Below are 24596 nucleotides of genomic sequence, written 5' to 3'. Positions count from 1 at the left end.
GTTCGCTGGCGTTGTCCAGCCAGCGGTCGACGTGATCGCGCAATTCGATTTCTGTGTGCCGGTGGCACCGCAGTGGATGCACGCCACAGTCACCCGGATTCATCGGTTACCTGCTGAGAGTTGATCACGCTGCGTCCCAGCAGGCTCGGACTTGGCCGCTTCTCACACTGCGGTATGCGGCATTTCAGTACGTTGCTGTTCGCATCGTCATGATCCCTTCACCAGGGATCGAGTTCAGCGAGCATGGCGCGGAATCGGCGTGCGTCGCGTTGGGGAAGTCGGTGCGCCACCATATCGAGGACTTCCCACACCTCCTCGACCCGAGTGCAGCAACCCCAGAGCCCGCAGCCCCGATAGGCCGGATCCCACAATCGGCGGTAGGGGTTTCGCACGAACAACCGCCATTCATACAACGCGTCGGTAGTCGCGCCGGGCCACAGTCGGGTCCGCTCGAGGCCGGCGAGAACCACGCAGCCATGCGGCGAGAGCCCCGGAATGCGCGAGACCTCTCTACCGAGGTTCGGAAGGTACGGCGAAGGCGTGAGCGGCGTGCCGCGGCGGTGGAGCCGCAACCGCGACAGCGCTTGATACCGGAGCTGGACGGGCCGTCTACGCGGCATTGCCCTTTCGGATCGAGGTCATAGGCGAATCCTCGCAGAAGGTGGTCTGTTTCGCACGTCCACGGGCCTCTGCAAGCCGCACGGAATTCGGCATGAGGGTGCGTTCGGCTGGCCGCAGCCCGGCCAGGCCGATCAGCCTTGTAGCGGTATCCCGTCGCCGAGTGGCACATCCTGGAGGGATTTTGTCCAGTGTCACCTCCACCATGTGCCACTCGGCATTCGGCATGAGCGGACGTTCTGAACAGCACCGGGTTCGGCCGCCGGCGCCTCGCGCTGGCCGGTTCGGGCAGCGCGGCATGCGGCAAGACAGGACGTTCCCTGTGTGCGCCGATCTTCCGGCGGTGAGGTGGCGGCTACTCTCCTCGCCAGGGCAAGCCGTGGAACGCGAACACGGCCTTGCCCTGATCCAACACGCTCACGACCACCTCCGCCGGCGCCGGCGCGAAGATGTCCACCACCTCGAGCTCCGCACCTCGCCGATCATGGTCGAGAACGTGTGCGCGCCGGCCATTGTCGAACTGCCGCAACATGCCCGACGGCCACACGTCTGGCCGAGCGCCCTGACAGCACAACAGTCGGCCCATGGCCTCCAGATATTCGCGGACAGCGAGCAGGCAGCTCAGGTAGTCGTCATCGGCCGACCCGAACACGCCATGACCCACCAACTCCACCCGCGCCACGGAAGGCTCACCCAGACGAAGCACGACCGGCCATTGCACGCCCGCGGAATCAACCGCCGTCAAGTTCACAACCTCGGACATGTTGTTCAGTCGACTCGGATCACGATGGCGGAGGCGTTGTCGTTTCCGCCGGCTGTCTCGCAGGCCGCCAGAAGGGCGGTGACGACGGAGTCCGGCGGTGTATCCCGACCGAGAAAGGTCCGTAGGTCGTCGTAGCCGACCTGCTCGGATACGCCGTCGGTGCACAGCAGGTATCGGTCACCGGGTCTCATCGTCACGCTGAACACATCGGGTTCTGGCGCGGACCCATGGCCGACATAGCGGGTCAGTTGATACCGGGCTGCCGCGGCCTGTGCCGAGTCGAAAGGGTACAAACCATGCACAGCCCCTAGCCATGCCATCGTGTGGTCGGTGGTCAACAGTTCGAGCAGCCCGGCACGCCACCGATATACACGAGAGTCACCGATCTGAACGAGCCAGCAACCCTGTGGCGCGGCGATCATGGCGGTAAGAGTGCACCCGGCGAGGTCCCGCAATTCACGGCCGACACGGCTCACCCTGGCATGAGCTGCTGCCACCGCGTCGCGCAGCGTGTCGGGCCCCGGGTCTGCCACACGCGTGGCGTAGTCGACGAAGGTATCGACGGCGATCCGCCCCGCGGCCGCGCTGCCCGCTCCATCTCCCATACCGTCGGCCAGCACCGCGAACAAAGGTTTCTCAACGAGGTAAGTGACGTCGAAGTTCGCCGAATAGCGGTTGCCCGTATCGCTGCCCACGGCGGTTCTGATGTCGAGACCATCCACAGCGTCAAGGCTATCCACGGCGAAACGCCGACGCCCGATTGGGCGAGCGCCTCGGCGGCAGATCACTCCGTTGGATCGTCGGCTGTTCCGGTCCGCCCAGCACGATCGGCTGGTAGGCCAGCGCCTTGTCCACGATCTGTTCAGGAGTCAGCGGCGGGTCGGAGAAGTCCCAGAAGATGTGGTCGGAGATGTGCGGGTCCGCCACCGAATCTTGTAGCTGAGTGAGCCATTCATCCAACTGCTCGTCACTACCTTCGGCACTCGCCACACGCGCGACCAGTTCGATGAGCTGCCCACGATCGAGCTTGGCCATGCCGACTCCCGACTCCATAGTGATTCCCCACCCATGATCGCAGCGGATGCCGGAGAACCTGCACGGCCGGCCGAAGGCGTGACCAGTTACGAACCGTGGCTTTCGCGTACTGTCCGGAAGACTCGGGCCTGGGTGGTGGCCGATGCCCGTACCGCCCCGGTCGTATCGCGGAGAGTCCCTTGCATGCCGGCCAGTTGGTGGTCGATTCGCCCGTCGGCTTCCAACAGCGTGGGCGCGGGTGCTGCGTGGCCTGACGACCAGATGACCGACAGATCGAGGCTGACCATGCGAGTCAGGGGAGACTCGGTCCGCATCCCGGCGTCCAACAGGAATGCGTCGAAGAACATGATGTCGGTTAAGCGTCCGCAGATCTCGGCGGATCGGTGCTCCGAGTCTGCGGTGTCCGGCACCGCCCACAGCGCGACGCGCGCTTGTCCGTCATAGAAGTCGTCGTAGGTCAGCGGGTAATCCAATGCCCGCAGGTTCAGTCCTTTCAAGAACGGTGCCCATTCGGTCACCCAGGGCACACGGTCGCAGTCGTCGAACGAGATCGGCTGGGTGCCTTGGCCTTCGAGGCCATTCACCATCTGCGGGTCTACGAACCACGCCAAGGCGGTCAACACCAGGGCGCCTTCCTGTTCGATGGTGACCTCACACAATCCGCAGCTGCGGCCTGCCGACAGCGCCCGCGCCGCCACCCGCAGCGCGCCGGGCTTGGTGGGCGCGGTGAACACGGTGTGGATGCTGCGTAATGTGCGGCCCGGCATGTGCGCGAATCCCGCCAGCGCGGCGACCGCCGCGGAGTAGCCCCCGAAACCTATTCCCTGATAGCACAATTCGGGTGGCACGATCGACCGGAACCCGGAGTCTTCCGCTTCCAGGCGCACGTCCCCGAGCGGCGTCGGAATCTGCAACGGCGTCGTCATGGTGAACCGCCTATCAGTCGCGCAGGAGAAGGTCGAAATGCCTCGATCAAGCTTGCCCTCCTCGATGGTGTGCGTGACCTGTTGGCTGCGGAGGTCTTCCTCACGTTCGAGCCACGCCTTGTGCAGTTCATCGGCCAGCTGATCGTCGTTGCACGGTCGGGTTGTCGGCCCCGCGTCTTATGGTGGCGGCCACGCCGCACAGGGCAGCCGTGCCAACGAATGAGGGAGAACGTGTCGTGCTGTACGTCGTGGTCAACGGATTCTGGGGCCTCCGCGGGGAATCCGTGCCGGGCATCGCTGAACGGTGGTACGCGACGCTGCGCGCGCTCGCGGACATCGATGGCTCGACGTTCGAGCGATGGCACGAGGCCGGCGCGGACCTCCCGTCCGATCCCGTGGTGGAGCCCTCGGTCCCCGCACTGGCGGACTACATCGAGCGCACTAATACCGGACCCGACCTCGACGTCATCGGATACACGACGTCGCTGTGGGCGAAGAACACCGGTACAGCTCACGTGTCCATGGCGATTCACGCGGGCAGTACCTCGCGCTACGCGGTGAACTCCGTCGTACTCGCCTTCCGGTCACGCGAGATCGACGAGACCGCGCAGGTGATTCGGCGCGCTCCGCAGATCCTGCGTCTGCTCGCGGAGCACTGGGAGATCGACGCCGGACAGGTCTACGACAAGCACCAGTACCGCGCGGTGACCGAACGATTCGACTTGGCCAACAGCGCACCCCGTTGTGGGCGTGCGGTCTTCCTCTCCGCTCGCCGGGCCGCCCTGGCGCCCGAAGAGCTGCCCGCAACCTACGTCCACACCGCACACGATGGGCTGGTCATCGACCTCACCGGTGACGGCACGCAGTCCCCGGCCATCGAGACGATCCTCGAAGCGAACATCCGACTACGTGCCGCCGGGGCAATGGACGAGCTCCCGATCCCGTTCGACCGCGCTACGTTCTGATACCCGTGCTCACCCTCACCCTGCTATTGGGCGGCCATGGGCTGGAGCGGAATGCGCCCCCACTTGATGATTCCGCTCATGATGCCAGCCGCTACATCGCGACGAGGTCAGCCCTTCCGAACATCGGACACTCAATTGCTCGGCGGGAATTGCCCCTTCGCCACCACCTTGCCGCCCGAGAGCGTGAAGGTCACCACGCTGGGGCCGCCGCTCGGGCAGCACAGGGCGTCACTGGATTTCGCCCACTTGTATTGCACCGAGACGGTATTCGCGGTCTTTCCGATGACCTTGGTGTAACCGTAGGGGCTGGACGTCGCGGTACCGAGGTAGGTGCCGTTGGTGAAGAACAGGACATGGGTGTACGGGTGAATATTGCCCGATTCCACCGTCATCCACGACAGTACGCCCTCGCAGCCCGCCGAAATCGGGTCTTCGCTCGCGAACGGATTACCCCACGCGCCGGTCGAGGCCGGGGCGAGGCTCTTGATCGCCGAATTGGAAAGCCCGGAATTGAGGTCGAAGCACATTCCGTGGCCGCTGCCGTTGGGTGCCGGATTCGTGGTCACCGGCACGATCGCGGACTGCGGCGAGTCGGTCGCGGCACCGGTGGCCGGTGCGGCCTGTGGCGGATTGGCCTCGCCCGCAGAGGGATCGCCGCCCTGGCTGCCCGGGGCCTGGGCGGGCGGCGGAGCCGACTGGTCGCCCTGCGCCGGTGCGGTCGTCCTCGGGGATGCGGCCACTGTCGTGCTCGCTGGTCCCGCCTGGGTCGACGAGCTGCCGGAGCATCCACTCGCGGCCGCCACCAGGGCGGTGGCGAACACGGCGAACAGCACTGGTTTGGCCTTCATGTTTCTCCTCGCATCGACACCTCATCCCCGACTTCCATCCGAATGGAAGGACATACTGGTCATCGGGTTCAATAAGGCGGGCGTTAATCGGAACGCTTGCGGGCGGTATGCCCCAAAAATCAAGGGCGGCTGCGCAATCGGTACTCAGGTTTCCGCAAACAGCAGGTTCGACAGATAGATTCAACCAACGGCAGGAAGTTGCGGCTGGCGGCGGCTCGCCTCATGACAAGCACACGCGGTCGAGGAGCGGCGCAGCGCAAGTGGTTCGCTGCGCATAGCATTCGGGATATGCGTGGTGGCGGGTGGTTTCGTGTCGTGGTGTGCTTGGCCGTGCTCGGGAGTACCAGCGGGTGCATCGGGGCGGTGGATCGGGGGGATTTCGAGAAGGAGATACGGGCCCGCGGGGGCGGGTTGGTGAGTGCGCTGCCGCAGGGCGCTATCGCCGCGCTGGCGCAGCGTATCGGGGCGAGCGATCCGGAGGTGAACGTCATCTTGCTGACCGCACCGAACTCCACCCAGTTCCGACTGGTTGTGAACAACCAGCCCGCCCAAGTGACCAGGTTCTTCGACGGGGGTGATTTCACCGCGCGCGAACCCACGGTCCGGGTGCGGGTCCGGCCGCCGGGACCACCTCGCGTGCTGGACGACTACTCGTTCACGCTCGGCGACCTGAGTGACCCACGCCCGGTGCGGGTTTCCTCCTTCGACGACCTGGACGGCGAGAACTTCAGGGTCAGCGAGGTGCCGGGGCTCTCGCGGATCGAGGACATCGTCGATACGGCTCGTACGCGCAGCGAGATCCCCGACGGGCAGGTCACCGCCGTCCTGGTGAGCCGCTTCGGCCGGGACATCCGCATGGTCGCCAATGTCGTCTCCGCGCGCTCGGAGGTGGTCGTCGAGTTCGACCGCGCCGGCGTGTTCCTCCGAGCCCAGTAGGTGTAGACGATGCCCCGTGTGATGGCAGCCCTGTCGACCGGCCTCGCCGTCGGCGCTTTCAGCATTGTCGTGCCCGTCGCCATCTGGCCCGGCGAAGCGAAACTCACCGCTCCCCTGTTCTGTTCGGCCCCGGCCACCGAACCCATGGTCGTCTCCGACACCTTCCACGACTCCGAAGGCACCTCCACCAACTACACCCTGTACTGCGTGGGCGACCACGGCATTCTCACCAATGAAGGCTTCGCCCTCCCCATGGCGGTGATGCTCACCGCCCACGTCCTGATCGTCACGGCGTTGGTACTGCTCGCCACCGCGTTCAGAACCAAGGCGGAGCCCGCGCGCGACCAGCCGGATGGAGTGCAGGACGCCATCGAACTCTGACCCTTGTTCCGGCGCGGCATCAGGAGAACCTGCGGGCCTTGGTGGCGAGGGCCGCCCGGCCCCGAGGGGTGATGCGGTAACGGCCCTGGGGGCGGCTGGGGGTGATGAGGCCCCGGGATTCGAGGTGGGACAAGGCGGTCCGGGTGCGATGGCCGGTGAGGCTGGCCGACTGCTGGATTTGCGGGGCGGTCAGGGTGCGGTCCGGGTGGAGAGCGGTGAGGACCGCTATTTCGGCGGGGGTCATGGGGTCACCTCGGGTCGTGGGTGCGGTGGCGGCCGGTGGGATGGCCGGGCGGGCAAGGGATGACGAGGTGGCCGCCGCCGGTGAGGGACAGGCGGAGGGTGTCGGTGCGGGACTCCCGCGAGAGACGGTAGGAGTCCACGGCGGTGCGGGCGGTGATCGCGGTGCAGAGGGCGATGATGGCGAGCAGGGCCCATGCGTCCCAGGGCATTTCGGCCTCCCTTTCCGATGAAATTTCGAAATTCGGTGTGGCGCGCCGAATCCCAGTAGACATCAGGCGGGACGGATTGGCACTATCGAAGAGCGCAATTCCACCGAGATTGTTGGACATCCAGATTGGCCTATTCCAGTACGGCGCTCCCCAGATAGCGAGGCTAACAAAATGGCTGGGTCGACACTTCCACGCAGGGCACTTGGACGCACCCTGCGCAGCTTCCGGTTGCGTGCCAGTAAAGGACAATTCGTCGCAGGTCGGCATGTCGATATGTCACCGCAGAGCATCAGCCGAATGGAAGATGGTCAGCGGGTCAAAATATCCACTGCTCAAATACGCGAATTGCTCGAGTTCTATGGCATCGCGAATCCCAGCCAGGAGCGCGATGATCTGCTCGCACTGTGGGAAGAGGTGAAGCAGCAGGATCTGGTATCGAGGGCACTGGGGACATCCAAGGGTTGGTGGCGGTCGTACAGCGACCAATTCACACCACACTTCGACCACTATCTGAACCTGGAGACGGCCGCCAACCACCTCACGACCCACCAACTCGTCATGGTCCACGGGTTACTGCAGACGCCCGAATACCGCCGCAGCCTGATCAAGGCGACACACCCCGACCTTTCGAATGTAGATGTCGAGCGCCGGCTCGAGCTCGCCGCAAAGAGACAGGAACGCCTCAACGACAAGAACTTTCGACTCGACGCCATCCTGTCGGAGGCGACGCTGAAGCACCAGCCCGGGGGACTCGCCGTCATGGTCGAGCAACTGCAGCACTTGGCCGAGATCGGCACACGCGAGAACGTGTCCGTTCGAGTAGTGCCGTTCACCGTCGGCACACACGCCGGTCTCGCACTCCAGTCGTTCGGCCTGCTCGAATTCCCGCCCTTCGCAAACCATCTCAAGGAACCGCCGGTGGTCTACGTCGAAGGATCTGTCGGCGCACTCTACTTGGACCAGGAGCAGGTGATCATCCGTTTCCAGCAAGCGATCACCGCTCTCCGGCGAGTAGCGTTGAGCGAAGACGACACCAGGGAGCTGTTGTCGGCCACCACGAAGGAGTACGCGAAGTGATCAACAATCTGCGCGACGCCGAATGGTTCAAGTCCTCCAGGTCCGCCGATGCGTCCGAGTGCGTCGAGGTCGCATTCGTAGGCAAGCGCGCACACACTGTCGGGGTGCGGGATTCCAAGGATCCTGGCGGGCCGGTGCTCGTGTTCTCCGGGGAGCAGTGGGATCGGTTCCTGGGCAGCGAAGTCTGGCGTCGTTAGTCGCGGCGCTGGACTCGGCGCTCGGTTACTGTGCGGGAGATGAGCATCGAGTTTCTGTTGACGACGCTTGTCATTGTGGCGACGCCGGGTACCGGGGTGCTGTTCACGCTGGCCGCGGGGTTGGCGCGCGGGGTGCGGGCCAGTGTGATCGCGGCCTTCGGGTGCACGCTCGGGATCGTGCCGCATATGGTGGCGGCCATCACCGGGCTGGCGGCGCTGCTCAACGCCAGTGCTGTTGCGTTTCAGACCTTGAAGTACCTGGGCGTGGCGTACCTGCTCTACATGGCGTGGAATACGCTGCGGGACAAGGAAGTTCTCGCCATCTCGGAGGAGGGTTCCGAGGCCGCGCCCACGGCGGGACGGGTGATCGTGTCCGCCGTTCTGCTCAATGTGCTGAACCCGAAGCTGACGATCTTCTTCTTCGCGTTCCTGCCGCAGTTCGTGCCGACCGGTTCGACCGGCGCCACCGTGCGCATGCTGGAACTGAGCGGGCTGTTCATGCTCGCGACCTTCGTGGTGTTCGCCGTGTACGGAGCCTTCGCGGCGGGGGTGCGCGGCCGCATCATTTCCCGCCCCGCTGTGATGACGTGGATGCGCCGTGTGTTCGGGGTCTCGTTCATCGCACTCGCGGGACGGCTGGCCGTGCAGAACCAATAGGTGTGAGCTGCGCGGGTTCGGGGGCGGAGGCCGATATCACCATCTGGAAATTTGCCCGGATCGCTGGGCGTTTGCGATGGTGGAGGTAGTCCCGATCAGGGGCCCGGACGAGGGAGCCGTACCCGGCGTGCGACAAGACGGCCTTCGGAGGTTGTCATGTCGTGGCTGGTGCTGGTGGTGTCCGGGATATTCGAAGCCGTGTGGGCTACCGCGCTCGGGAAGTCGGAGGGATTCACCCGGCTCGGGCCGACCGCCGTGTTCGGCGTCGCACTGGTGGTGAGTATGGCGGGGCTGGCGTACGCCATGCGCGGACTGCCCGTGGGGACCGCATATGCCGTCTGGGTGGGCATCGGGGCCGTGTTGACGGTCGTGTATTCGATGGCCACCGGGGAGGCCGCTGTCAGCGCGGTCAAGCTGGTGCTGCTCGGCGGGATCGTCGCCTGTGTGATGGGGTTGAAGCTGGTCGGGTAGAAGGTTATTTGGCCGGGGCCAGCTTCACCGCGTCGCCGGGGATGGCGGGGACCGATTGGATCGTCGGGGTTTTGGCGGAAGGGTCGGGCAGCTGGAGTCGCCAGTCGTCCGAGACCCAGACGACGGTTTCGGTGGACGCGGTGACGCTGGCGTCGGAGTAAGTGGCGTAGACGGTGAGGTCGGCGCGATCGGGGGTGTAGGCGGTGAGTTTGTAGGCGGCGATGTGGGGGGCGACGGTCTGGTTGGCGGGGGCGGTGATCGAGATCTGGGCTCGGGCCAGGACCCAGGAATCCTTGGCGGCGCCGGGGATCAGGGAGATCGCGGCCACCTGGGGCCAGATGCCGTCGGGGGCCAGGGACAGGCGAGTGCTGTGGTTGATGGCGGCCAAAGCCGCGCCCTGGGGCGTGCGGGTGTAGCCCGCGGCGGTGGTACCGAGTTTGCTGGGGCCGTCGTGGCCACCGATGGGGAGTTGGACGCCCTGGTAGTTTTCCCAGCGCACGTCGGCGGGCGGGCGGGACGGATCTGCCGCCGCGGTGGTCGATTTGGCGGCGGGCTCGTCGCCCAGACCGCAGGCAGAGACGGTGACGGCGGTCGCCGAGACGAGTAAGGCCGCCAGTGCGGCGGTGAAAGTTTGCGCGTGGTGTGCTGAATTGGCGCGCACGATGATTCCTCCCGGACAACCCGAGTACGGTCGAGAAGCGTTGCGGGGACGCGAGTTCGGCGGCCGCGCGGTCGGGCTCACTCTATGACGCGGACGGGCCGGACGGAGGGTCCAGCGGTGTTGATCGGATCGGTTTAACAATTCGTCACTCCTGTCACGGAACCGGTTGCGGGGACCCACGATCCGGGTAACATCAGGGCCGCAACATGATCATCGCAGGTGGTGGGGTTGATGATGGATCATCGGGACCTGATTCCGGTGGGCCGCCTGTGTCATCTGCCAGTGGTGCGTAATGCCCTGGCGTTCGGGGGGATCGGGTCGCGAGCCCGCTGCTGTCCGTTCGGGGAAGGGGAACCGGGGAGATGAAGACCAAACGAACGTCGATCCTGCTGTCGATGCTGCCCATCGCGCTCGTCGCGGGCCAAGGGGTCGCCGTCGCGGCGCCGGGGCAACCGGGGCTCGCCGTGCCCGGCGACGGGCAGCCGGGATTGAGCACCCAGCCCCCGCCGCCCGCGGCGCCCAGCCCGGCGGATTACATCCCCGACCCGCCCATCCCGGCCCCGAACCGGCCGCGACCCAAGCAGCAGACGACGCCCTCGCCGCAGCAGAACACGATCATTCAGCCGCAGGCCACTCAGCCACAGGGCGACGAGCCGGAGGTGACACCGCCTCAGGCGGAACAGCCCTCGGCCAGCGCGCCGGAAGTGATGCCCACGGACCCGCACAAGCTGCGTGTGGGAACGAATTCCGTCGTGCTTCCCGACTTCGTTGACACCAAGTCACGAGACAAGGCTCAGTCCTATCTCGACATGGCGGAGTGGCAGATCGCCGCGTTCTATGACAGCTTGGGCTTCCCCCGCGACCAATCCGACCGCATGGCCGCCGGCAGCGTGTCGGGCAGTGTCGCTGGTGCCGGTGTCGGCATGGTCAGCACTGGGCTTTTCGTTGTCGGTGGTTGCGCGGTCGGCGGAATCATCGGTGGCGTCGCCGGAGCAGCAATCGGCGGCATTCCCACGGGCGGCGTTGGTGCACCGGTAGGCGCTGGCATCGGCGGTTCGGTTGGATGCTTGGCCGGTTCACTGATCAGTGGATTCCCCGGCATGTTCGTCGGCGCAGCACTCGGAGCCGTCGCGGGCGGTGTCCTCGGTGGCCTGACCGGCGGCACACCGACCACGCCTCCGGCTGCCCCGGTGTCGCTCATCGATGCCGCCGCGCAGGCACCCGGTGCGGACTCAGCGACGGGTTCACCTGGGGTGCAACCGGTTTCGGCTTTCATCACGCTACCTGGAGTACCCGCGCAGGTCGCGCAGGTGCTCGCGCCCGCGTTGCAGCAACTCGGGGCGGTGATCGACCAGGTCGCGCCGATGGCTCAGGGGGCGGCTCCGGTTGTGCAGCAGGTCGCTACGGCGATCGAGCAGGTTGCGCCGGTGGCGCAACAGGCGGTGCCCGCGGTGCAGGAGGTCGGGGCCGCGATCGAGCAGCAGGTGACGCCGGTCGCGCAGGCGGTGGCTCCGGTGCTGGAGCAGCCGGTGGCGCAGGCCGCGCCGGTGGTGCAGCAGGTGGTGGCCGATGCGGGGCAGCAGGTTGCCGCGGCGGTGCCGCAGGCCGCGCCCGTGGTGGAGCAGGTGGTGCAAGGCGTGAACGCGCAAGTCGATTCGTTCCGGGCCGCGGTGGCGCAGATGCCCGCGATCACCCCGGAAGCCTTCATCGCCGCCCTGCAGCCAGCCCCGCCGGGCGCGTGACCGCAACGACACGGATGACGCCGTGACCGCAGACGACAACGCCGGCAGCGACTCCGCCCCCGGCCCCCTACCCGCCCAGCATGAACCCCGCGCCGCCGACCCGGCCGCCGCGGCGCACCACCACGAGCCCGCACCGGACCGGCCGGACAGCGATTTCCTGCGGCTCGAGCCCAGCGCGCCCGAGCCCCAACCCGTCTCGACCGCGCGACCAGGCAGCCACGCGCGTCCAGAAACCACCACGCCCCGAACCGAACCCACCGCCCAGCAGGCGGGAGCGGGAGCCGGGACTCACCGATCACGGGCCGAGACCGCCGATGGGACAGAATCCGGGGCGCGGCAGACAGAATCCGGGGCGGATCAGACCGAATCCGGTCCGCACCGGACTGAATCCGTTGCACACCAGACCGACTACGCGGCCGCGCCCGTTGCACTCCAGGCCGACTCCACGGCCGCGCCCGTTGCACTCCAGGCCGACTCCACGGCCGCGCCGGTCGCACTCCAGGCCGACTCCACGGCCGCGCCGGTCGCACTCCAGGCCGACTCCACGGCCACGCCGGTCGCACACCAGGCCGACTCCACGGCCACGCCGGTCGCACACCAGGCCGACTCCGCAGCCACGCCCGCTACACACCAGGCCGACTCCGCAGCCACGCCCGCTACACACCAGGCCGACTCCGCAGCCACGCCCGTTGCACACCAGGCCGAATTCGCGGCCACGCGGCGGGTGCCCAAGCCTGGCGCGTCGCGGCATCGACGCGAATCGGGCCCGTCCGAGGATCAGGAGCCGGTGACCGAACCTGCGGTCCGTGGGGAATCGGTGGCGGGTGAAGGGGTTGGGCGGCGGCCGGTGATGCCGGAGATCGTGCCGGTCGGGGACCTGCCTGAGGCCCGGACCCAGCCGGTGGAGGTGGCGGGGTGGGCCTCGTGGCTGACGGAAGGGGCCGTCGCGGAGCCGGTTTCGGTGGGACGGGATTCCGGGTGGGACGACGAGTGGCGGGCCGTGGAGGATCTGCGGGCCGAGGATCCGATGGCGGCGCTGGTCGACGAGGCGCGGCGGCGGGCAGTGCAGACGCAACGGCGCATGCGGATCCGGGCACGAGCCCTGGCGATTGCCGGGGTTTCGCTGGCGCTGGTGATCGTGGCGGGCGTGGCGTGGCTGGTGTCGTCGGCCGGGGATTCGAGTGAGCCGCAGGCCGTTCCGGGGAACAGTGCGGGGAGCACGTCCGCGGGCCCGGCGCGCACGAGTACCGCCAGCGGGAATCAGCCGGGACTGGCCGTGTGGTGCCGGGAGTCGGATACGCCGCAGCGGGTGAGCGGGGCCGGGGCCGGGAACCTCGACAGCGGGCCCGGGGTGATCATGCGGCTCGAATACGCGTGGTACGTGCTGCGGGACGCGGCGGCGGTGCGGTCGGTGCTCAGCGCCGATGCCCGCGTCGCGCCGGAACAGGCCACGCGCGACGCGATCTCGGCGACACCGGCCGGGACAAAGCACTGCGTGACCATCACCGAGGCCGACGGCGACCGGTGGAACGTCACCGTCGACGAGAAGCACCCCGACGGCACCCAGACCTCGTGGCAGCAGGTCATCACCACCGCCACCCGCGACGGGCGCACCACCATCACCTCGATCATCGCCGGAAGCCGGTGAGCCATGGTCGATATCGACGACCGGATCCGGCCACCGGCCGGCCACGGCGGCGAGGGCGAGTCGTACGACAGTGACCTGATGCGGCCCGGCCCCGCCGGGTCACCCACCGATGCGGTGCCACTGCACGGCGGGCGGGGACGACTCGTGCGGGCCGCGGTGCCCGCGGCGCTGGTGCTGGGCGGATCCGGGTCGTCGGGAGCCAGCACCACCGCGCTCGGATTGGCCGCCGCGGCCGCGGTGGACAGCGACGGCGAGGTGTGGCCGGTCGTGGTGGACGCCACGCTCGGCGGCGGGGACGTGGCCTTGCGGGGCTGCGATACCGCCGCACCCGTGAGCTCACTCCAGAATTGGCTCGGCACCCGCGATCCGGGGACGGCCGCCAGCGTCGGGGCCTGCTCGGGACAGACCTCCACCGGCGTGCGAGTGCTGACCCGGACACCGGACCCGTTGCCGCGCAGGGAATCCCTGACCTCGGTGGCCAGATATCTCGAAAACGCCGGACTACTGGGTGTTTTCGACGCCGGCGCGCCGGTCACCAGCCGGTTGGCCGCTCCCCTGCTGTCCGATCCCCGCGTCGGGCTGGTGATCACGGTGGCCGCACGGCCCGACGCCATCAACCGATTGCAGCCCGCGCTCACCTGGCTGGACGAGAACTTCAGCGAATTCGTCGTCGGCGACGCCGTCATCGTCCTCACCGAACAGGTGCCCGGCTCCACCGCCACCGTCATCGACCACGTGCGCACCCACCTGGGCTCCTGGGTGCGCGCCGTCGTCCAGATCCCCTTCGACCTGCACCTCGCCACCGGCGGCCCCATCTCCTGGCACCGGCTCGCCGCCGAAACCCGCGACGCCTACCTCACCCTGCTGGGAGCGCTGCGATGACCAGCACCCAGCTCCCGGGACCGGCGACGCCCCGACCGTCCGCCTCGTGGCAGCCCCGAGGGGCCGGAGCCTGGCGTACAGCGGCCACGCCCCCAGCCGACCCGAACCGGCCGCAAACACCCTCCGGCACAAACCAACCGGCCGCAAGTAGCCCGGCCGAGCGGCCCCCGAGCGAACCGATCCAGCCACCCACGAGCAGCACGCCACGAACAACCCTGGTCAGCACGAACCCGCCGCCCCCGGACGGCGCGACTCCAATCGTTGCCAGCGGCACGCCTCCAGCCGTTCCGAACAGCACAACTCCAACTATTCCTCCGAGCAGCACGAGCACGACGACGCCGAGCAGCACGAGCACGACGACGCCGCCCACCGCGAGCCTGACCGTTCCCGGCAACGCAAGTAGGACAAGCCCGGGCAGCGCGAACCCGCCGGAACCGGACGACGGACAGCACCATCCCCAGGGCGACGTCAGCGAGCGATCGCGCGGCCGCGACATGCTCTTCGAAGCTGTCGACCAGACTCCCCCGCCGACAGGCGTGCCCCCGGTCGCGATGTGGCATCGGGCGGTACCGAACCGGCCGCCCCGGCCACCGCTGCTGTGGCTGGTCGGCGTGCACGGCGGGGCGGGGGTCAGCAGTCTCGCGGCCAGTCTGCGCTGGGCCGGGGATGCCGGGCAGCGCTGGCCCGCGCGGATCGGCGCGGGCGCGGATATGGACTCGCCGCTGGTGGTGCTGGTCGGGCGGAGTCATCTGCGCGGGGTCAACGCGCTGCACCGCGCGCTGCTGGCGCATCAGGCGCGGGCGACGCCCGCCGGGAGCGCGGTCGTCGGGGTGCTGACGGTGGCGGATTCGGCTCGGCCGCTGCCGGTTCCGGTCGCGCAACGGCGCGAGGAGATGGAAGGACTGGCCATCGAGCTGGGCGCCCGCACCTGGCGGCTCGGGTGGCTCGAACAATGGCGGGCGCTGGAACCCTACGAGATGGCGGCCTGGGATCCCGCCGCCGGAGTCTCGCCGATGGAAGAAGGCGATCCCACCCGCACTCCCCCGCAACCGGTTCGGCTCCTGGCCGAGCAGATCCTCACCGCGGCACGCACAGCCGGGACCCGGATCACCGAACGCGCGCAACACGGCGCGGACCCAGTCGGCCCATAACCTGAACGAGGTGCGTCGTGCATCGACAACTGCTGTCCACCCGATGGTTCCGAAGCGCGGCGCTGCTCACCGCCGCCGTCTGCGTGGTGGGGACCGCGGCCGCCGGGCCCGGCGTGTTCGACCTCGCCGTGGCCCACGGCGGCCCGCCCGACACCACGGTGCCGATCGACACATGCCCGGCCCTGTACGCGCTCGGCATCCAAGGCACCGGCGAATCCTCCCCCGACGCCGCCGTCACCACCGACACCGGCATGCTGTCGGAAGTGTTCCGGCCCATGATGGCCGACGCCGGGGACGGCCTCGTCGACCGCGCCTACGTGCCCTACGAGGCGTCCTTCGGCGGCGTGGTCGCCGTCTCCAAGACCACCTACAGCCAGTCGGTGACCGGCGGCCTGGAACGACTGCGGTCCATGGCGAAACAGATCACCGACCGGTGCCCGAACACGCGGCTCGCCATCGCCGGATACTCGCAGGGCGCGCACGTGGCCTCGGTTTTCGCGCAGGAGGTCGGGGCGGGCAAGGGGACCGTGCCCGCCGAGAAGGTCGCGGCCGTCGCCCTGTTCGGCGACCCGAACCGCAATGCCAACGCGCCGCTGTTCCCCGGCAAACCGGACCAGAAACTGCCCACCGCCGCACCCGGAACCGACGGGAAAACGGTTGCCGGGCTGGGTGATCCGCCCGCCACCAAGACCGCCTCCGGCGCGGGCATCGCGCCCGACTCCGGCACGCTGGAGAACTTCGGGTCGCTGGTCGGGCGAGTCGCCGAATTCTGCACCGAAGGCGACCTGGCCTGCGACACCCCCGTCGGCGCGCCGCTGGTGCGGACCGTCGCCAATATCGCGGGGCAGGTGGAGCTTTCGGCCGGAGACCCGATCGGATCACTGAAGTCGATCGCGGAGGCGCTGGCGTTCACCTCCATCAAGACCGCCACCTCCGTGGTGAACAAGGACCTGTCGGGGACCTCGCTCACCGACATGTCCTATCAGCCGCAGAAATCCATCTCGCAGCGCATCGCCGACGCCTCCAACCCCAATACCCAGGTCGACATCCCGGGCGCGTTCCAGGCGCTGCTCAAGGTCGGCACCATCGCCATCAACTCCATCGTGGCCGTGGTGAAAGACATTCTCACGCCGGGCAATATCGCCGAGATCGCCACCGCCGGACTCGCGAATCCGATCGCCGGACTGGCCGTGTTCGGGGCGAAACTGGTCGGGGCCGCGGCCAACCTGGTGCCGCCCACCACCATCAGCAGACTCACCACGCAGGCGTTCTCCGCCGTCACCCAGAACGTCACCGACAACAAGGATCTGCTCGACATCACCACGTGGGTGCGATACTGGGACACCGCGCAGAAGCACGACTACACCCACGCCCAGGGCGCGGGATTCGGGGCCAGCCCGACCGACTGGGTGGGACGGTGGTTCGCTGCCGTCGCACACGACCTGTCGGGAGCCGCGACACCCGGGGCCACACCGCGAGGCGGTAGCGACAAGCCCAGCGTGGGAATGGATTTCGCGGGCACCACCACCGCGACCACCACGGTCGTGCCGGGTGGGCAGTTCCCGCTCGGCGGGGCCACGACCACCCCGTCCAGCGGCGCGGCCACCACCGTGCCGAGCGGCGTGCTCACCACGACGCCGAGCAGCGGGGCACCGCTGATTCCCAACCTCATCCCGCAGGCGACGCCATGAGCACCACCGAATCAGGTTCGCGGACAACGGGTCCGGGGGCGGAACCGCCCACCCCCGCGACCGAGGGCGCGTACACCGGCAGCTGGGCGGACTGGATCACCGGCGCGAGCGGGCCGCCGCCGCGGAACGCGTATGCGGGGTCGACGCGCGGCCACGACGTCCACAACGCGTACGACGACGATCCTGACGACGGATACGACGAGTTCTACGACGACGAGACCGGGGACTACGAAGCCGCGGAATACGAGGCGCGGCACCGGGCCGAACACAGCACGACCGACAACCGATCAGCCCATGGACGATCCGATGCCTGGACCGCGGACCACGTTTCCCCGGCGCGGACCGGCGATGGGCCGTCGCACGCGAGGAGTTCGGAGCCGCCGCAGACCCGGGAGAGCGAGCCTGCCTCGCGGTACCGGGCGGCGCACCCGGCATCGTCAGCACACCAGCCGTCCCCGCACCCGGCGTCGCCAGCACACCAGCCATCAACGCATCCGACACCGTCGTCCCGTGAGGCCGCCGCGCAGCGAACCCGGACCGCACACGATTCCCCTCGCGCCCAGGCGGTGTACGACTCCCTGCAGGATCGGGCGTCCAGCGACTTCACCCCGCCCCGCGAGCGCGGATCCTCGGAATGGGGGTTCCCGGACGAACGCCGACCGCTGAGGCGAGCGCCCCACCCGACCCGATCGGGGCCGCGATTCCGGTTCCCCGCCACCGGCGAACGCGGGTGGGCGGTCCCCGTGCTGGGCGCCCTGGCAGCGATCGTGGTGACGGCGGCGATCGTCGTGCAGATCGCCAAGGTCGGCGAGGGCGACGACCAGCGTGCGAAGGCCGGGGCCACCACGCCCGCGGCGGCCCCGGTCGCCGGCGCTCCCGCCACGACCGCCGCCACCGATCAACCCGCGTCCGGGCTGCCCGCCAACCTGTGCCCCAACGAGGCCAAGGGCGGCACCGTCCGCGGCAACGGACCGGGTAGCACGCGGTCCGGGCCGGAGGCGATCCTCGCACTCCAGAACCGGTATTACGTCGACCGATCCGGCAAGGCCGTGCGCGAGATGTACGCACCCGACGCACCCGCGCCGTCCATCGAACAGATCCAGGCGGGCATCGACTCCATACCGGTCGGCACCACCTACTGCGTGCAGATCATGCCCGGGCCGTTCGACGGCCAGCACATCATGGTCGTCACCGAGCAGCATCCCGACGCCACCAAACGCACCTGGGCCCCGCAACTGGTCATCACCACGCAGTTCGGCGGCGCGACCCTCATCTCCGCACTGGTCCCGATGAACGAGGACACCCCGAAATAGCCGGTACGACCCGGCCCGGAAGGCGAGGTGGCAGGCAGGGGTACTCAGGGTTAGCCAGGGCGTTTTGGAATTGGCGCGCGGGTGGGCTAATGTTCTCTCTCGCAGCCGGACGGGCGGAGACGCCGGAACGGAAGCGATGCGGATGTAGCGCAGCTGGTAGCGCATCACCTTGCCAAGGTGAGGGTCGCGAGTTCGAATCTCGTCATCCGCTCAACACGACAACGAAAGTTGTTCTCGCGCACTAGATCTGGCGCACATTCCCGGGCATGTCGGCCCGAATTCGCGGTACCTTTGCAGGGTGACCATGTTGCTCAGCGCCTTCCACGACACTGTGCTCTCCCAGTATGACCTCGTGTCCGCCCCACTCGCCCAGCTCGGAAACCCGACCCCGGAGACTCCCCCGGTCGCGGACAAACTCATGAAGCTGGTTCGCTACTTCACCTGGTTCGTGCTGCTGTCGGGCGTCATGGCCATCACCTACGCCGGCGGCCGGTTCGCCTGGGAGAAGTGGTCGGGCAGCGGGCTCGCCTCGCCGAAGATGGTGGCCGGCGCGATGATCGGCGGCATCGTCGCCACCAGCGCGGGCACCATCATGAACGCCGTCCTCTGACCCTCCCGCGCGTACAGCGCCGACTGTCGGTGGCCCCGGCTACGCTCGTCGAACAGACTGGCGAACACGGGTAGGGGCCGCCTTGACGACGAGCGACACACGCACCGCGCGCACCTTGTTGCGCGACGACCCGGCAGACGGGGTCGACTTCGGGCTGGAGCACGTCCACGAAGTCCTGGCGGGCCTCGCCGCCGAGGTGGCGGCCGACCGGCCCCGCGATGCCGAACTCATCACCTGCCGACTCGGACTCGACGGCGAGAACCCCGAAACGCTGACGCTGCTCGGCGCGCGCTTCGGGGTCTCCCGCGACCGGGCCCGCCAGCTCTACACCCGCGCGGTCGGCGCCATGCTGCGCCAGACCCTCGCCACCGGCCAGCCCGACCTGTCGGTATTCGCCCAGCGGTACCCCGTCGGCCACGGCGACGAACGCCTCGTGCGCGCCCTGCTCGCCGAAACCTATGCCACCGACGGCGATATCGCCGCCCAGGACTGGGCCTACCTGAAACTCCGCCTCGCCGGACACGACCTCCAGGACGCGAAACGCCTGGCGGGCTTCGTCTTCCAGCGCATCGCGGGCTGGCAGCAGAAGGGACGCTGGCATCTACTGCCCGGGCCGGGGCAGGACGGGACCGCCGCGGTCACGACCGCCGATGCGGGAGACGACGTCTGGGCTCCGTGGCTGCGCCGCGCCGAATGGCCCGAGGGCGGGAGCCCCGAGCCGCTGCCCGCGCTCCCGGCGGGCCGCCTCGACTACGACGACGACAGTCGCGGCCACATGTTCTCCGAAAAGCTCGGTCGCGAAGTGACTTTCGACACCGCGTTGCAGGCCCGCCTGCTCCGGCTGCTCGACACCAGCTCGCGGGTCGAGACCTTCCGCGAGCTGCCCGTCGCCGTCACCTACGACCTCGACGGCAGCGAGCGCGTCCACTACCCCACAGCCGCAGCCACCTTCACCGACGGCCGCACCGTCCTCATCGACGTCTCCCCCCTCGCCCACACGGCCCTGCACCCCCAGCGCACCCGTGCCGCCGCCTCCCGCGCGGCCGCCTTCACCCGCGGCTGGGGCTGGCTCACCTGGACCGGCAGCCGCCATGGCCTCCCAGAACTGCTGTCCCGCAAGGTGGACACCCACCACGAGTCCACCCTGATGAGCCGCCTCTCCCAAGGCCCGCTCACCTGGCCCGCCCTCGACGCCTTCCGCACCGAGAGCGGGCTCACCCTCCTCGACCTCGCCGCCCTGGTCCACCGCCACGACTGGCAGTGGCACCGAGGCCCCTTCCGCCTCACCCGCTGACCACCGAGATCAGGGAGCATTCACCGACGAATCTCGCCCGATTCTCCGCCAGGACCGCTCCGTGATCTTGGTACAGACCGCGCCGGTCACGGCTGTGACCGCCGCCGGTACGGAAACACGAAGCGGCGCACCGCGATCACGCCGGACCGCTCATCGGATGTCTCGCCGGTGGCGAGCAGGTGCGCGATCACGGGGTGGCGGTCCCGAACCAGCGGGACAGCGCCATCAGGAGGTCTTGTTGGTCCGAGCCCGCCCAGGCTATGTGGCCGTCGGGACGGAGCAGGAGTGCCGGGGCGGGGAGTTGGTCGCTGATGTCGACCACGTGGTCGACTCGGTCGGACCAGCCGGTGATCGAGAGGGTGCCGGTTTGGTCGAGGAGAAGGCCGCGGGCCTGGTGCAGGTGTTCGTAGAGGCGGCCGTTCTTCAAGGGGACGTCGCGTTGGCGGCGGCCGATCAGGTCGTCGGCGGAGCCGAGGTCGTAGCGGATATTGAGGGCGGTGACCTTTTCGATGAGGTAGCGGTGAACGTCCTCGAACTCCATGAGTTCGGTCAGGATGCGGCGGATGGCTTGCTGGCCGGGGTCGAGGGAGGTCAGTTCGCTGGAAGCGCGGGCGGTGGTGAGGACGTCGGCGGCCACGGGGCGGCGTTCGGATTCGTAGGTGTCGAGGAGATCGGCCGGGGCCCAGCCGGATACGGCGGCGGCCAGCTTCCAGCCGAGGTTCACCGCGTCCTGGACGCCCAGGTTCAGGCCCTGGCCGCCATTCGGGGGATGGATGTGGGCGGCGTCGCCCGCGAGGAAGACGCGGTCCACGCGATAGCGGTCGGCGAGGCGGGTGGCGTCGCCGAAACGCGACAGCCAGCGCGGGGAATGGGCTCCGAAGTCGGTGCCCGCCAGGGCGCGAACCTGGCGGGTGAGGTCGTCGAGGGTGGGCGGGGTGTCACTGTCCTCGGCGAGGCCGTCAGCGGGGGCACCCAGGCGGTAGACGCCGCCACCGAGCGGGACCGCGCCGAAACGGCGGTGGGTCTTGTGGACCTCCATGACCGTCGCCATCACCTCGTCCTGCGGGGCGGTGAGTTCGACCTCGCCGAGCAGGGTTTCGAAGCGGGCCGGTTCGCCAGAAAAGTCGACGCCGACCAGTTTGCGGATGGCAGAGCGGCCGCCGTCACTGCCGACCAGGTAGCGCGAGCGCAGTGTCGAACCGTCCGCCAGTTCGGCCGTCACGCCCGTCTCGTCCTGGGTCAGCCCGGTCACCAGCGCGCCGTAGCGGATCTCCGCGCCGAGCTCGACCGCCCACTCGGCCAGCAGGCGATCGGTGATCGGCTGCGGCAGGCCGAGCACGAACGGGAACGAGCTGTCCAACGTCAACGGCTTCGACGGGACGATCCCGGCGAAGAACGCGCTCGGGTCGTGCTGCTTGCCCAGCGCCACGAACCGATCCGCGACCCCGCGCTGATCGAGCACCTCCAGACTGCGCGCGTGCATCCCCATCGCCCGCACCACCTTGGTCGGCTCCGGATCGCGCTCCAGCACGACCACTCCGACCCCGTGCAACCGCAGCTCCGCGGCCAGCATCAACCCCGTCGGCCCGGCCCCGACAATGATCACATCGACCATGAACGCCCTCCTGATTTCCGCAGGTCATCGCCTTACGGTCGACGATTCTGCGGCATACCCGGGGCCTTGCCGCAAGCCCCCCACTGCGATATACGTTGAAGGGGGAGGGAAATTCGAACGCGATCGTCTACTTCAGGACGAGTCCCGCGGCGATGAACGTCACGATCACCAGGACCGCGAACCAGGTGATCAGCTGCCAGTGCATGATCGCCGACTTCTGGGCCGCGACCGTCAGGCGCAAAGTGGCGTCCACCCGATTGTGGTCGGCGATGCGGCGACGGGTCTGAGCCAGGTCGTCGGCCTGCTGCTGAGCCGCGATCTCGGCGCGCTCCAGGCGGTGGTTCAGGCGCAGCAGCTGTTTGGACTTGTCGCGGGTGGCCTTGCGGGCCAGCGCCAGCGCGGTGCGCTGATTCGTGAGTTCCTGACGCTGGCGGGCGATGACCGCGGCCTGCGTGCGGGTGTGGCGCTCCCAGTCGGTCACTGTCGCCCATCCTCCCGTGTGTTCGTCGCGGCAGCCGAACGCTATTTCGGCGGCCACCCAGCCCGTCACGAATTCGTCCAGTTCGCACGAGGTTTGGCGCGCCGACACTACACCGCCCGGCCCGGCGGTCAGCAGCCCGCCGGTCACCCGGTACGCGCGGCCCGCGGCGGCGAAATCGTCGAGAGCCAGCGCGGGCAGCTGCGCGGTCCAGAACCCGGGCGGGCAGATCCAGAGGACTTCACCGCACCCGCCGGTCCGCAGCTCGGCCGTGATCAGCCGGGCGCGCGTCAATTCCGGTGGCGCACTGGATACCTCGATCGCACAGGTGCGATCACCCTTGCGCCACAACACATCAACAGTGTGCGCGCCGACTACCGTACCCAGGCTCACCTCCTCGGCTCCGGCCGCGAGCAGCTGCCCGCGCAACCAGAACTCCAGCCGTCGCACATCCTGACGGCAGTCCGCACAGTCGGTTTCCCGGCACCGCTCCCCCGCCGCATGACCCTTGCCCGCGGCACGACCCTTGCCCGCCGCGGCCGGCGAATCCGTCACCGCCGCCGCGGGATTCACGCGCGAGACCGGGTCGGCGAGAGCCACCGACCGGTCGCGCTGACCATCCGCTCGCCTCATGCTCACAAGATCACCCCAGCCACCACACTCACCGCAGGGGCCGCTCCCGCCTCATCGGAAACCACCAGCCCTAGCTGTCACTTCCAGAGTGCCGCAGCGCATGCACCCACCGGCAGCAAAGCGACCAGATTCGTTACGCAACCGCGAGCCGCGTGTGATCAAGCGCGTCGCGGTTCGTAATCGTCGACCGCGATGCCGAGACCGAACTTCGCGCCATGACAATAGTCGTGACCGGCCACGCCCCAACCGGTCCGTCCCCGATGCCCCGGTAATGTCCGGGATGCCCGCTCGCGCCCCCGCCGCTACTCTTTCGAAATGCTCCCGCCGCAGTCCCCGAACCCGCAGCTCAGCGCGCTACACCCGACCCTGAGGGCGGCGCGCGCCGCCAACTCGGCGGCGTTCGCGCTGCAGGGGTTCTTCCTGGCCGTCATCCTCACCGAACTTCCGCAGCAGAAGGACAAATTCGGGCTCACCGACGGCCTGATCGTGGCCTCGGTCGCGATGATCTCGCTGCTCGCCGGGGCCGGCAGCATCACCGCCGAGCGGATCGCGCTGCGCTGGTCGAGCCGGACCGCGCTGCGGATCGGGCTGGCATTGATCGTGGTGGCGGGCGTGGCGATCGCGGTATCGCCGAACAAGATCGCGCTCTTCGCGGCGCTCGCGGTGTACGGCATCGCGCTGGGCATCGTCGACGCCGGAACGAACATGCAGGCGGTGTTCATTCAGCACGGCTATGGCCGCTTCGTGCTCGTCTCGTTCTATGCGGCCTGGAGCGCGGGATCGGTCGCGGGCGCGCTGCTGGTATCGGCGTTCGAGACGCTGGACATGCCGCTGACGATCTCCATCCTGATCGCCGCCGCGGTGGTGCTGGCCGGGTGCCTGGCCGCCGGGCCGCGCCTGCTGGGCACCGACGAGGCCGAAGCGGGTCCGGCCGAACAGGAAACGACCAGTTCGGTGCCAGTGCGCATCTTCTGGATCTTCGGCACGGTGATCGCGCTCGCCTTCGCCATCGACCTCGCGGTCGGCAACTGGTCGGCGCTGTACCTGAAGGACGAACTGCTGTCGTCCTCCTGGACCGCCGCGCTCGCACTGGCCGCCTATCAGGGCGCTTCGCTGCTCGGCCGCCTGACCGGCGACCTGTGGGTGCGCCGCTTCGGCCCGCGCACCGTGGTGCGGACCGCCGCCGCGGTCGGCTCGATCGGCCTGGTGATCGTGGTGTCCGCACCCGGACCGGCGGTGGCGATCCTCGGATTCCTGGTCGCCGGAATCGGCTTGCCGGTGATTGCACCGTTGTGCTTCAGCGAAGCCGGGCAACTCACCAGTGGCCGCGACCTCGACGCGCTCATAGCGCGGCTCAACCTGTTCAACTACGCGGGCACCCTGGTCGGCGGCGCGGTGGTCGGCGTGCTCGCCGACGCCGTGAACATGCGGGCCGGATTCGCGATTCCGCTCGCCTTCGCGGTGCTGCTGATCGGGTTCGCCCGCGTCTTCCACCCGCGCGCCACCACCGCCCCCTCGCCCACCGAACCCGCGGCGGAGCCTGCTTGACTGG

26 protein-coding genes, 1 tRNA gene and 1 riboswitch are annotated in these 24596 nt (G+C 68.6%); of the genes, 17 read left to right on the top strand and 10 right to left on the bottom strand.

Going from position 1 to position 24596, the window contains the following annotated elements; translation table 11 throughout:
* Positions 1–973 precede the first annotated feature (973 nt).
* From ACFRAQ_RS10690 to ACFRAQ_RS10675, 4 genes are all read right to left on the bottom strand, one after another.
* Positions 974–1381, bottom strand: a complete 408-nt coding sequence (locus ACFRAQ_RS10690) for a hypothetical protein (RefSeq protein WP_379097189.1) — start codon at positions 1379–1381, stop codon at positions 974–976.
* Positions 1382–1386: 5 nt separating this feature from the next.
* Positions 1387–2103, bottom strand: a complete 717-nt coding sequence (locus tag ACFRAQ_RS10685) for a PP2C family protein-serine/threonine phosphatase (RefSeq protein ID WP_379097186.1) — start codon at positions 2101–2103, stop codon at positions 1387–1389.
* 10 nt (positions 2104–2113) lie between these two features.
* Positions 2114–2416: a hypothetical protein gene (locus ACFRAQ_RS10680; protein WP_379097183.1), complete on the bottom strand. Its 303-nt coding sequence runs from the start codon at positions 2414–2416 to the stop codon at positions 2114–2116.
* An 86-nt stretch (positions 2417–2502) separates the two neighbouring features.
* Positions 2503–3342: an acyl-CoA thioesterase domain-containing protein gene (locus ACFRAQ_RS10675; protein WP_379097180.1), complete on the bottom strand. Its 840-nt coding sequence runs from the start codon at positions 3340–3342 to the stop codon at positions 2503–2505.
* 236 nt (positions 3343–3578) lie between these two features.
* On the opposite strand from ACFRAQ_RS10675, the gene ACFRAQ_RS10670 reads away from it, so the two are divergent.
* Positions 3579–4307: an Imm52 family immunity protein gene (locus tag ACFRAQ_RS10670; protein WP_379097177.1), complete on the top strand. Its 729-nt coding sequence runs from the start codon at positions 3579–3581 to the stop codon at positions 4305–4307.
* A 131-nt stretch (positions 4308–4438) separates the two neighbouring features.
* Here the strand turns inward: ACFRAQ_RS10670 and ACFRAQ_RS10665 are convergent, their stop codons facing one another.
* Positions 4439–5155, bottom strand: coding sequence for an LppP/LprE family lipoprotein (locus tag ACFRAQ_RS10665; RefSeq protein ID WP_379097174.1), 717 nt, complete (start codon positions 5153–5155; stop codon positions 4439–4441).
* Positions 5156–5569: 414 nt separating this feature from the next.
* Between ACFRAQ_RS10665 and ACFRAQ_RS10660 the strand changes: the two genes are divergently transcribed.
* Together ACFRAQ_RS10660 and ACFRAQ_RS10655 are read left to right on the top strand one after the other, a co-directional pair.
* On the top strand, positions 5570–6091 hold the full coding sequence (locus tag ACFRAQ_RS10660) for a hypothetical protein (RefSeq protein WP_379097171.1): 522 nt from the start codon (positions 5570–5572) through the stop codon (positions 6089–6091).
* Positions 6092–6100: 9 nt separating this feature from the next.
* A complete protein-coding gene (locus ACFRAQ_RS10655; protein WP_379097169.1) occupies positions 6101–6472 on the top strand; it encodes a hypothetical protein in 372 nt (123 codons plus the stop codon).
* Between the two features lie 19 nt (positions 6473–6491).
* On the opposite strand, the gene ACFRAQ_RS10650 is transcribed toward ACFRAQ_RS10655, so the two are convergent.
* Both ACFRAQ_RS10650 and ACFRAQ_RS10645 read right to left on the bottom strand, forming a co-directional pair.
* On the bottom strand, positions 6492–6716 hold the full coding sequence (locus tag ACFRAQ_RS10650) for a hypothetical protein (RefSeq protein WP_379097166.1): 225 nt from the start codon (positions 6714–6716) through the stop codon (positions 6492–6494).
* A gap of 4 nt (positions 6717–6720) precedes the next feature.
* Positions 6721–6924, bottom strand: coding sequence for a hypothetical protein (locus ACFRAQ_RS10645; protein WP_379097163.1), 204 nt, complete (start codon positions 6922–6924; stop codon positions 6721–6723).
* Between the two features lie 171 nt (positions 6925–7095).
* Here ACFRAQ_RS10645 and ACFRAQ_RS10640 point away from each other — a divergent pair, with 171 nt between their 5' ends.
* The 4 genes from ACFRAQ_RS10640 (at position 7096) to ACFRAQ_RS10625 (ending at position 9326) form a co-directional block, all read left to right on the top strand.
* A complete protein-coding gene (locus tag ACFRAQ_RS10640) occupies positions 7096–8001 on the top strand; it encodes a helix-turn-helix domain-containing protein (RefSeq protein ID WP_379097160.1) in 906 nt (301 codons plus the stop codon).
* Complete coding sequence (locus ACFRAQ_RS10635; RefSeq protein ID WP_379097157.1) at positions 7998–8198, top strand: DUF397 domain-containing protein; 201 nt, start codon at positions 7998–8000, stop codon at positions 8196–8198. The genes ACFRAQ_RS10640 and ACFRAQ_RS10635 overlap by 4 nt, the downstream gene beginning before the upstream one ends.
* 39 nt (positions 8199–8237) lie before the next feature.
* The gene (locus tag ACFRAQ_RS10630; protein ID WP_379097155.1) at positions 8238–8855 is read left to right on the top strand and encodes a LysE family translocator; all 618 of its coding nucleotides are present in this window, start codon (positions 8238–8240) and stop codon (positions 8853–8855) included.
* Positions 8856–8938: 83 nt separating this feature from the next.
* A riboswitch (guanidine-III (ykkC-III) riboswitch) is annotated at positions 8939–9002 on the top strand.
* 9 nt (positions 9003–9011) lie between these two features.
* Positions 9012–9326 (top strand): SMR family transporter, encoded by a 315-nt coding sequence (locus ACFRAQ_RS10625; RefSeq protein ID WP_357283170.1) that lies wholly within the window; start codon positions 9012–9014, stop codon positions 9324–9326.
* 4 nt (positions 9327–9330) lie between these two features.
* Here the strand turns inward: ACFRAQ_RS10625 and ACFRAQ_RS10620 are convergent, their stop codons facing one another.
* Complete coding sequence (locus tag ACFRAQ_RS10620) at positions 9331–9987, bottom strand: hypothetical protein (protein WP_379097152.1); 657 nt, start codon at positions 9985–9987, stop codon at positions 9331–9333.
* Between the two features lie 362 nt (positions 9988–10349).
* Between ACFRAQ_RS10620 and ACFRAQ_RS10615 the strand changes: the two genes are divergently transcribed.
* The 9 genes from ACFRAQ_RS10615 (at position 10350) to ACFRAQ_RS10575 (ending at position 20318) form a co-directional block, all read left to right on the top strand.
* Positions 10350–11729, top strand: a complete 1380-nt coding sequence (locus tag ACFRAQ_RS10615; RefSeq protein ID WP_379097149.1) for a hypothetical protein — start codon at positions 10350–10352, stop codon at positions 11727–11729.
* A gap of 22 nt (positions 11730–11751) precedes the next feature.
* Positions 11752–13377: a hypothetical protein gene (locus ACFRAQ_RS10610; RefSeq protein WP_379097146.1), complete on the top strand. Its 1626-nt coding sequence runs from the start codon at positions 11752–11754 to the stop codon at positions 13375–13377.
* Between the two features lie 3 nt (positions 13378–13380).
* Complete coding sequence (locus ACFRAQ_RS10605) at positions 13381–14259, top strand: MinD/ParA family protein (protein WP_379097143.1); 879 nt, start codon at positions 13381–13383, stop codon at positions 14257–14259.
* 494 nt (positions 14260–14753) lie between these two features.
* Positions 14754–15410 carry a hypothetical protein gene (locus ACFRAQ_RS10600; protein WP_379097140.1) on the top strand — a complete coding sequence of 219 codons (657 nt, stop codon included), beginning with the start codon at positions 14754–14756 and terminating at the stop codon, positions 15408–15410.
* Positions 15411–15427: 17 nt separating this feature from the next.
* The gene (locus tag ACFRAQ_RS10595) at positions 15428–17101 is read left to right on the top strand and encodes a cutinase family protein (protein ID WP_379097137.1); all 1674 of its coding nucleotides are present in this window, start codon (positions 15428–15430) and stop codon (positions 17099–17101) included.
* Complete coding sequence (locus ACFRAQ_RS10590; protein WP_379097134.1) at positions 17098–18414, top strand: hypothetical protein; 1317 nt, start codon at positions 17098–17100, stop codon at positions 18412–18414. The genes ACFRAQ_RS10595 and ACFRAQ_RS10590 overlap by 4 nt, the downstream gene beginning before the upstream one ends.
* Before the next feature lie 138 nt (positions 18415–18552).
* A tRNA-Gly gene (locus ACFRAQ_RS10585) sits at positions 18553–18625 on the top strand.
* 93 nt (positions 18626–18718) lie between these two features.
* Positions 18719–19024 (top strand): hypothetical protein, encoded by a 306-nt coding sequence (locus tag ACFRAQ_RS10580; RefSeq protein WP_357094104.1) that lies wholly within the window; start codon positions 18719–18721, stop codon positions 19022–19024.
* An 82-nt stretch (positions 19025–19106) separates the two neighbouring features.
* On the top strand, positions 19107–20318 hold the full coding sequence (locus ACFRAQ_RS10575; RefSeq protein WP_379097131.1) for a hypothetical protein: 1212 nt from the start codon (positions 19107–19109) through the stop codon (positions 20316–20318).
* A 187-nt stretch (positions 20319–20505) separates the two neighbouring features.
* Here the strand turns inward: ACFRAQ_RS10575 and rox are convergent, their stop codons facing one another.
* Together rox and ACFRAQ_RS10565 are read right to left on the bottom strand one after the other, a co-directional pair.
* Positions 20506–21933 carry a rifampin monooxygenase gene (rox, locus tag ACFRAQ_RS10570; protein WP_379097128.1) on the bottom strand — a complete coding sequence of 476 codons (1428 nt, stop codon included), beginning with the start codon at positions 21931–21933 and terminating at the stop codon, positions 20506–20508.
* Between the two features lie 127 nt (positions 21934–22060).
* Complete coding sequence (locus tag ACFRAQ_RS10565; protein WP_379097125.1) at positions 22061–23044, bottom strand: hypothetical protein; 984 nt, start codon at positions 23042–23044, stop codon at positions 22061–22063.
* A 315-nt stretch (positions 23045–23359) separates the two neighbouring features.
* Here ACFRAQ_RS10565 and ACFRAQ_RS10560 point away from each other — a divergent pair, with 315 nt between their 5' ends.
* Positions 23360–24592: an MFS transporter gene (locus tag ACFRAQ_RS10560; RefSeq protein WP_379097122.1), complete on the top strand. Its 1233-nt coding sequence runs from the start codon at positions 23360–23362 to the stop codon at positions 24590–24592.
* Positions 24593–24596: the final 4 nt, after the last annotated feature.

It is taken from the genome of Nocardia sp. NPDC056611, assembly GCF_042792755.1.
In the GTDB taxonomy this organism is placed as follows: Bacteria; Actinomycetota; Actinomycetes; order Mycobacteriales; family Mycobacteriaceae; genus Nocardia.
This window is presented reverse-complemented; position numbering and strand designations above follow the sequence as displayed.

What these genes read in the sequence shown, in the direction of transcription:
- ACFRAQ_RS10605 (WP_379097143.1), top strand. Translation starts at nt 13,381, where the DNA reads ATGGTCGATATCGACGACCGGATCCGGCCACCGGCCGGCCACGGCGGC.
- ACFRAQ_RS10655 (WP_379097169.1), top strand. Translation starts at nt 6,101, where the DNA reads ATGCCCCGTGTGATGGCAGCCCTGTCGACCGGCCTCGCCGTCGGCGCT.
- ACFRAQ_RS10565 (WP_379097125.1), bottom strand. Translation starts at nt 23,044, where the DNA reads ATGAGGCGAGCGGATGGTCAGCGCGACCGGTCGGTGGCTCTCGCCGAC.
- ACFRAQ_RS10665 (WP_379097174.1), bottom strand. Translation starts at nt 5,155, where the DNA reads ATGAAGGCCAAACCAGTGCTGTTCGCCGTGTTCGCCACCGCCCTGGTG.
- ACFRAQ_RS10650 (WP_379097166.1), bottom strand. Translation starts at nt 6,716, where the DNA reads ATGACCCCCGCCGAAATAGCGGTCCTCACCGCTCTCCACCCGGACCGC.
- ACFRAQ_RS10615 (WP_379097149.1), top strand. Translation starts at nt 10,350, where the DNA reads ATGAAGACCAAACGAACGTCGATCCTGCTGTCGATGCTGCCCATCGCG.
- ACFRAQ_RS10590 (WP_379097134.1), top strand. Translation starts at nt 17,098, where the DNA reads ATGAGCACCACCGAATCAGGTTCGCGGACAACGGGTCCGGGGGCGGAA.
- rox (WP_379097128.1), bottom strand. Translation starts at nt 21,933, where the DNA reads ATGGTCGATGTGATCATTGTCGGGGCCGGGCCGACGGGGTTGATGCTG.
- ACFRAQ_RS10675 (WP_379097180.1), bottom strand. Translation starts at nt 3,342, where the DNA reads ATGACGACGCCGTTGCAGATTCCGACGCCGCTCGGGGACGTGCGCCTG.
- ACFRAQ_RS10560 (WP_379097122.1), top strand. Translation starts at nt 23,360, where the DNA reads ATGCTCCCGCCGCAGTCCCCGAACCCGCAGCTCAGCGCGCTACACCCG.
- ACFRAQ_RS10625 (WP_357283170.1), top strand. Translation starts at nt 9,012, where the DNA reads ATGTCGTGGCTGGTGCTGGTGGTGTCCGGGATATTCGAAGCCGTGTGG.
- ACFRAQ_RS10640 (WP_379097160.1), top strand. Translation starts at nt 7,096, where the DNA reads ATGGCTGGGTCGACACTTCCACGCAGGGCACTTGGACGCACCCTGCGC.
- ACFRAQ_RS10680 (WP_379097183.1), bottom strand. Translation starts at nt 2,416, where the DNA reads ATGGCCAAGCTCGATCGTGGGCAGCTCATCGAACTGGTCGCGCGTGTG.
- ACFRAQ_RS10600 (WP_379097140.1), top strand. Translation starts at nt 14,754, where the DNA reads ATGCTCTTCGAAGCTGTCGACCAGACTCCCCCGCCGACAGGCGTGCCC.
- ACFRAQ_RS10630 (WP_379097155.1), top strand. Translation starts at nt 8,238, where the DNA reads ATGAGCATCGAGTTTCTGTTGACGACGCTTGTCATTGTGGCGACGCCG.
- ACFRAQ_RS10580 (WP_357094104.1), top strand. Translation starts at nt 18,719, where the DNA reads ATGTTGCTCAGCGCCTTCCACGACACTGTGCTCTCCCAGTATGACCTC.
- ACFRAQ_RS10645 (WP_379097163.1), bottom strand. Translation starts at nt 6,924, where the DNA reads ATGCCCTGGGACGCATGGGCCCTGCTCGCCATCATCGCCCTCTGCACC.
- ACFRAQ_RS10690 (WP_379097189.1), bottom strand. Translation starts at nt 1,381, where the DNA reads ATGTCCGAGGTTGTGAACTTGACGGCGGTTGATTCCGCGGGCGTGCAA.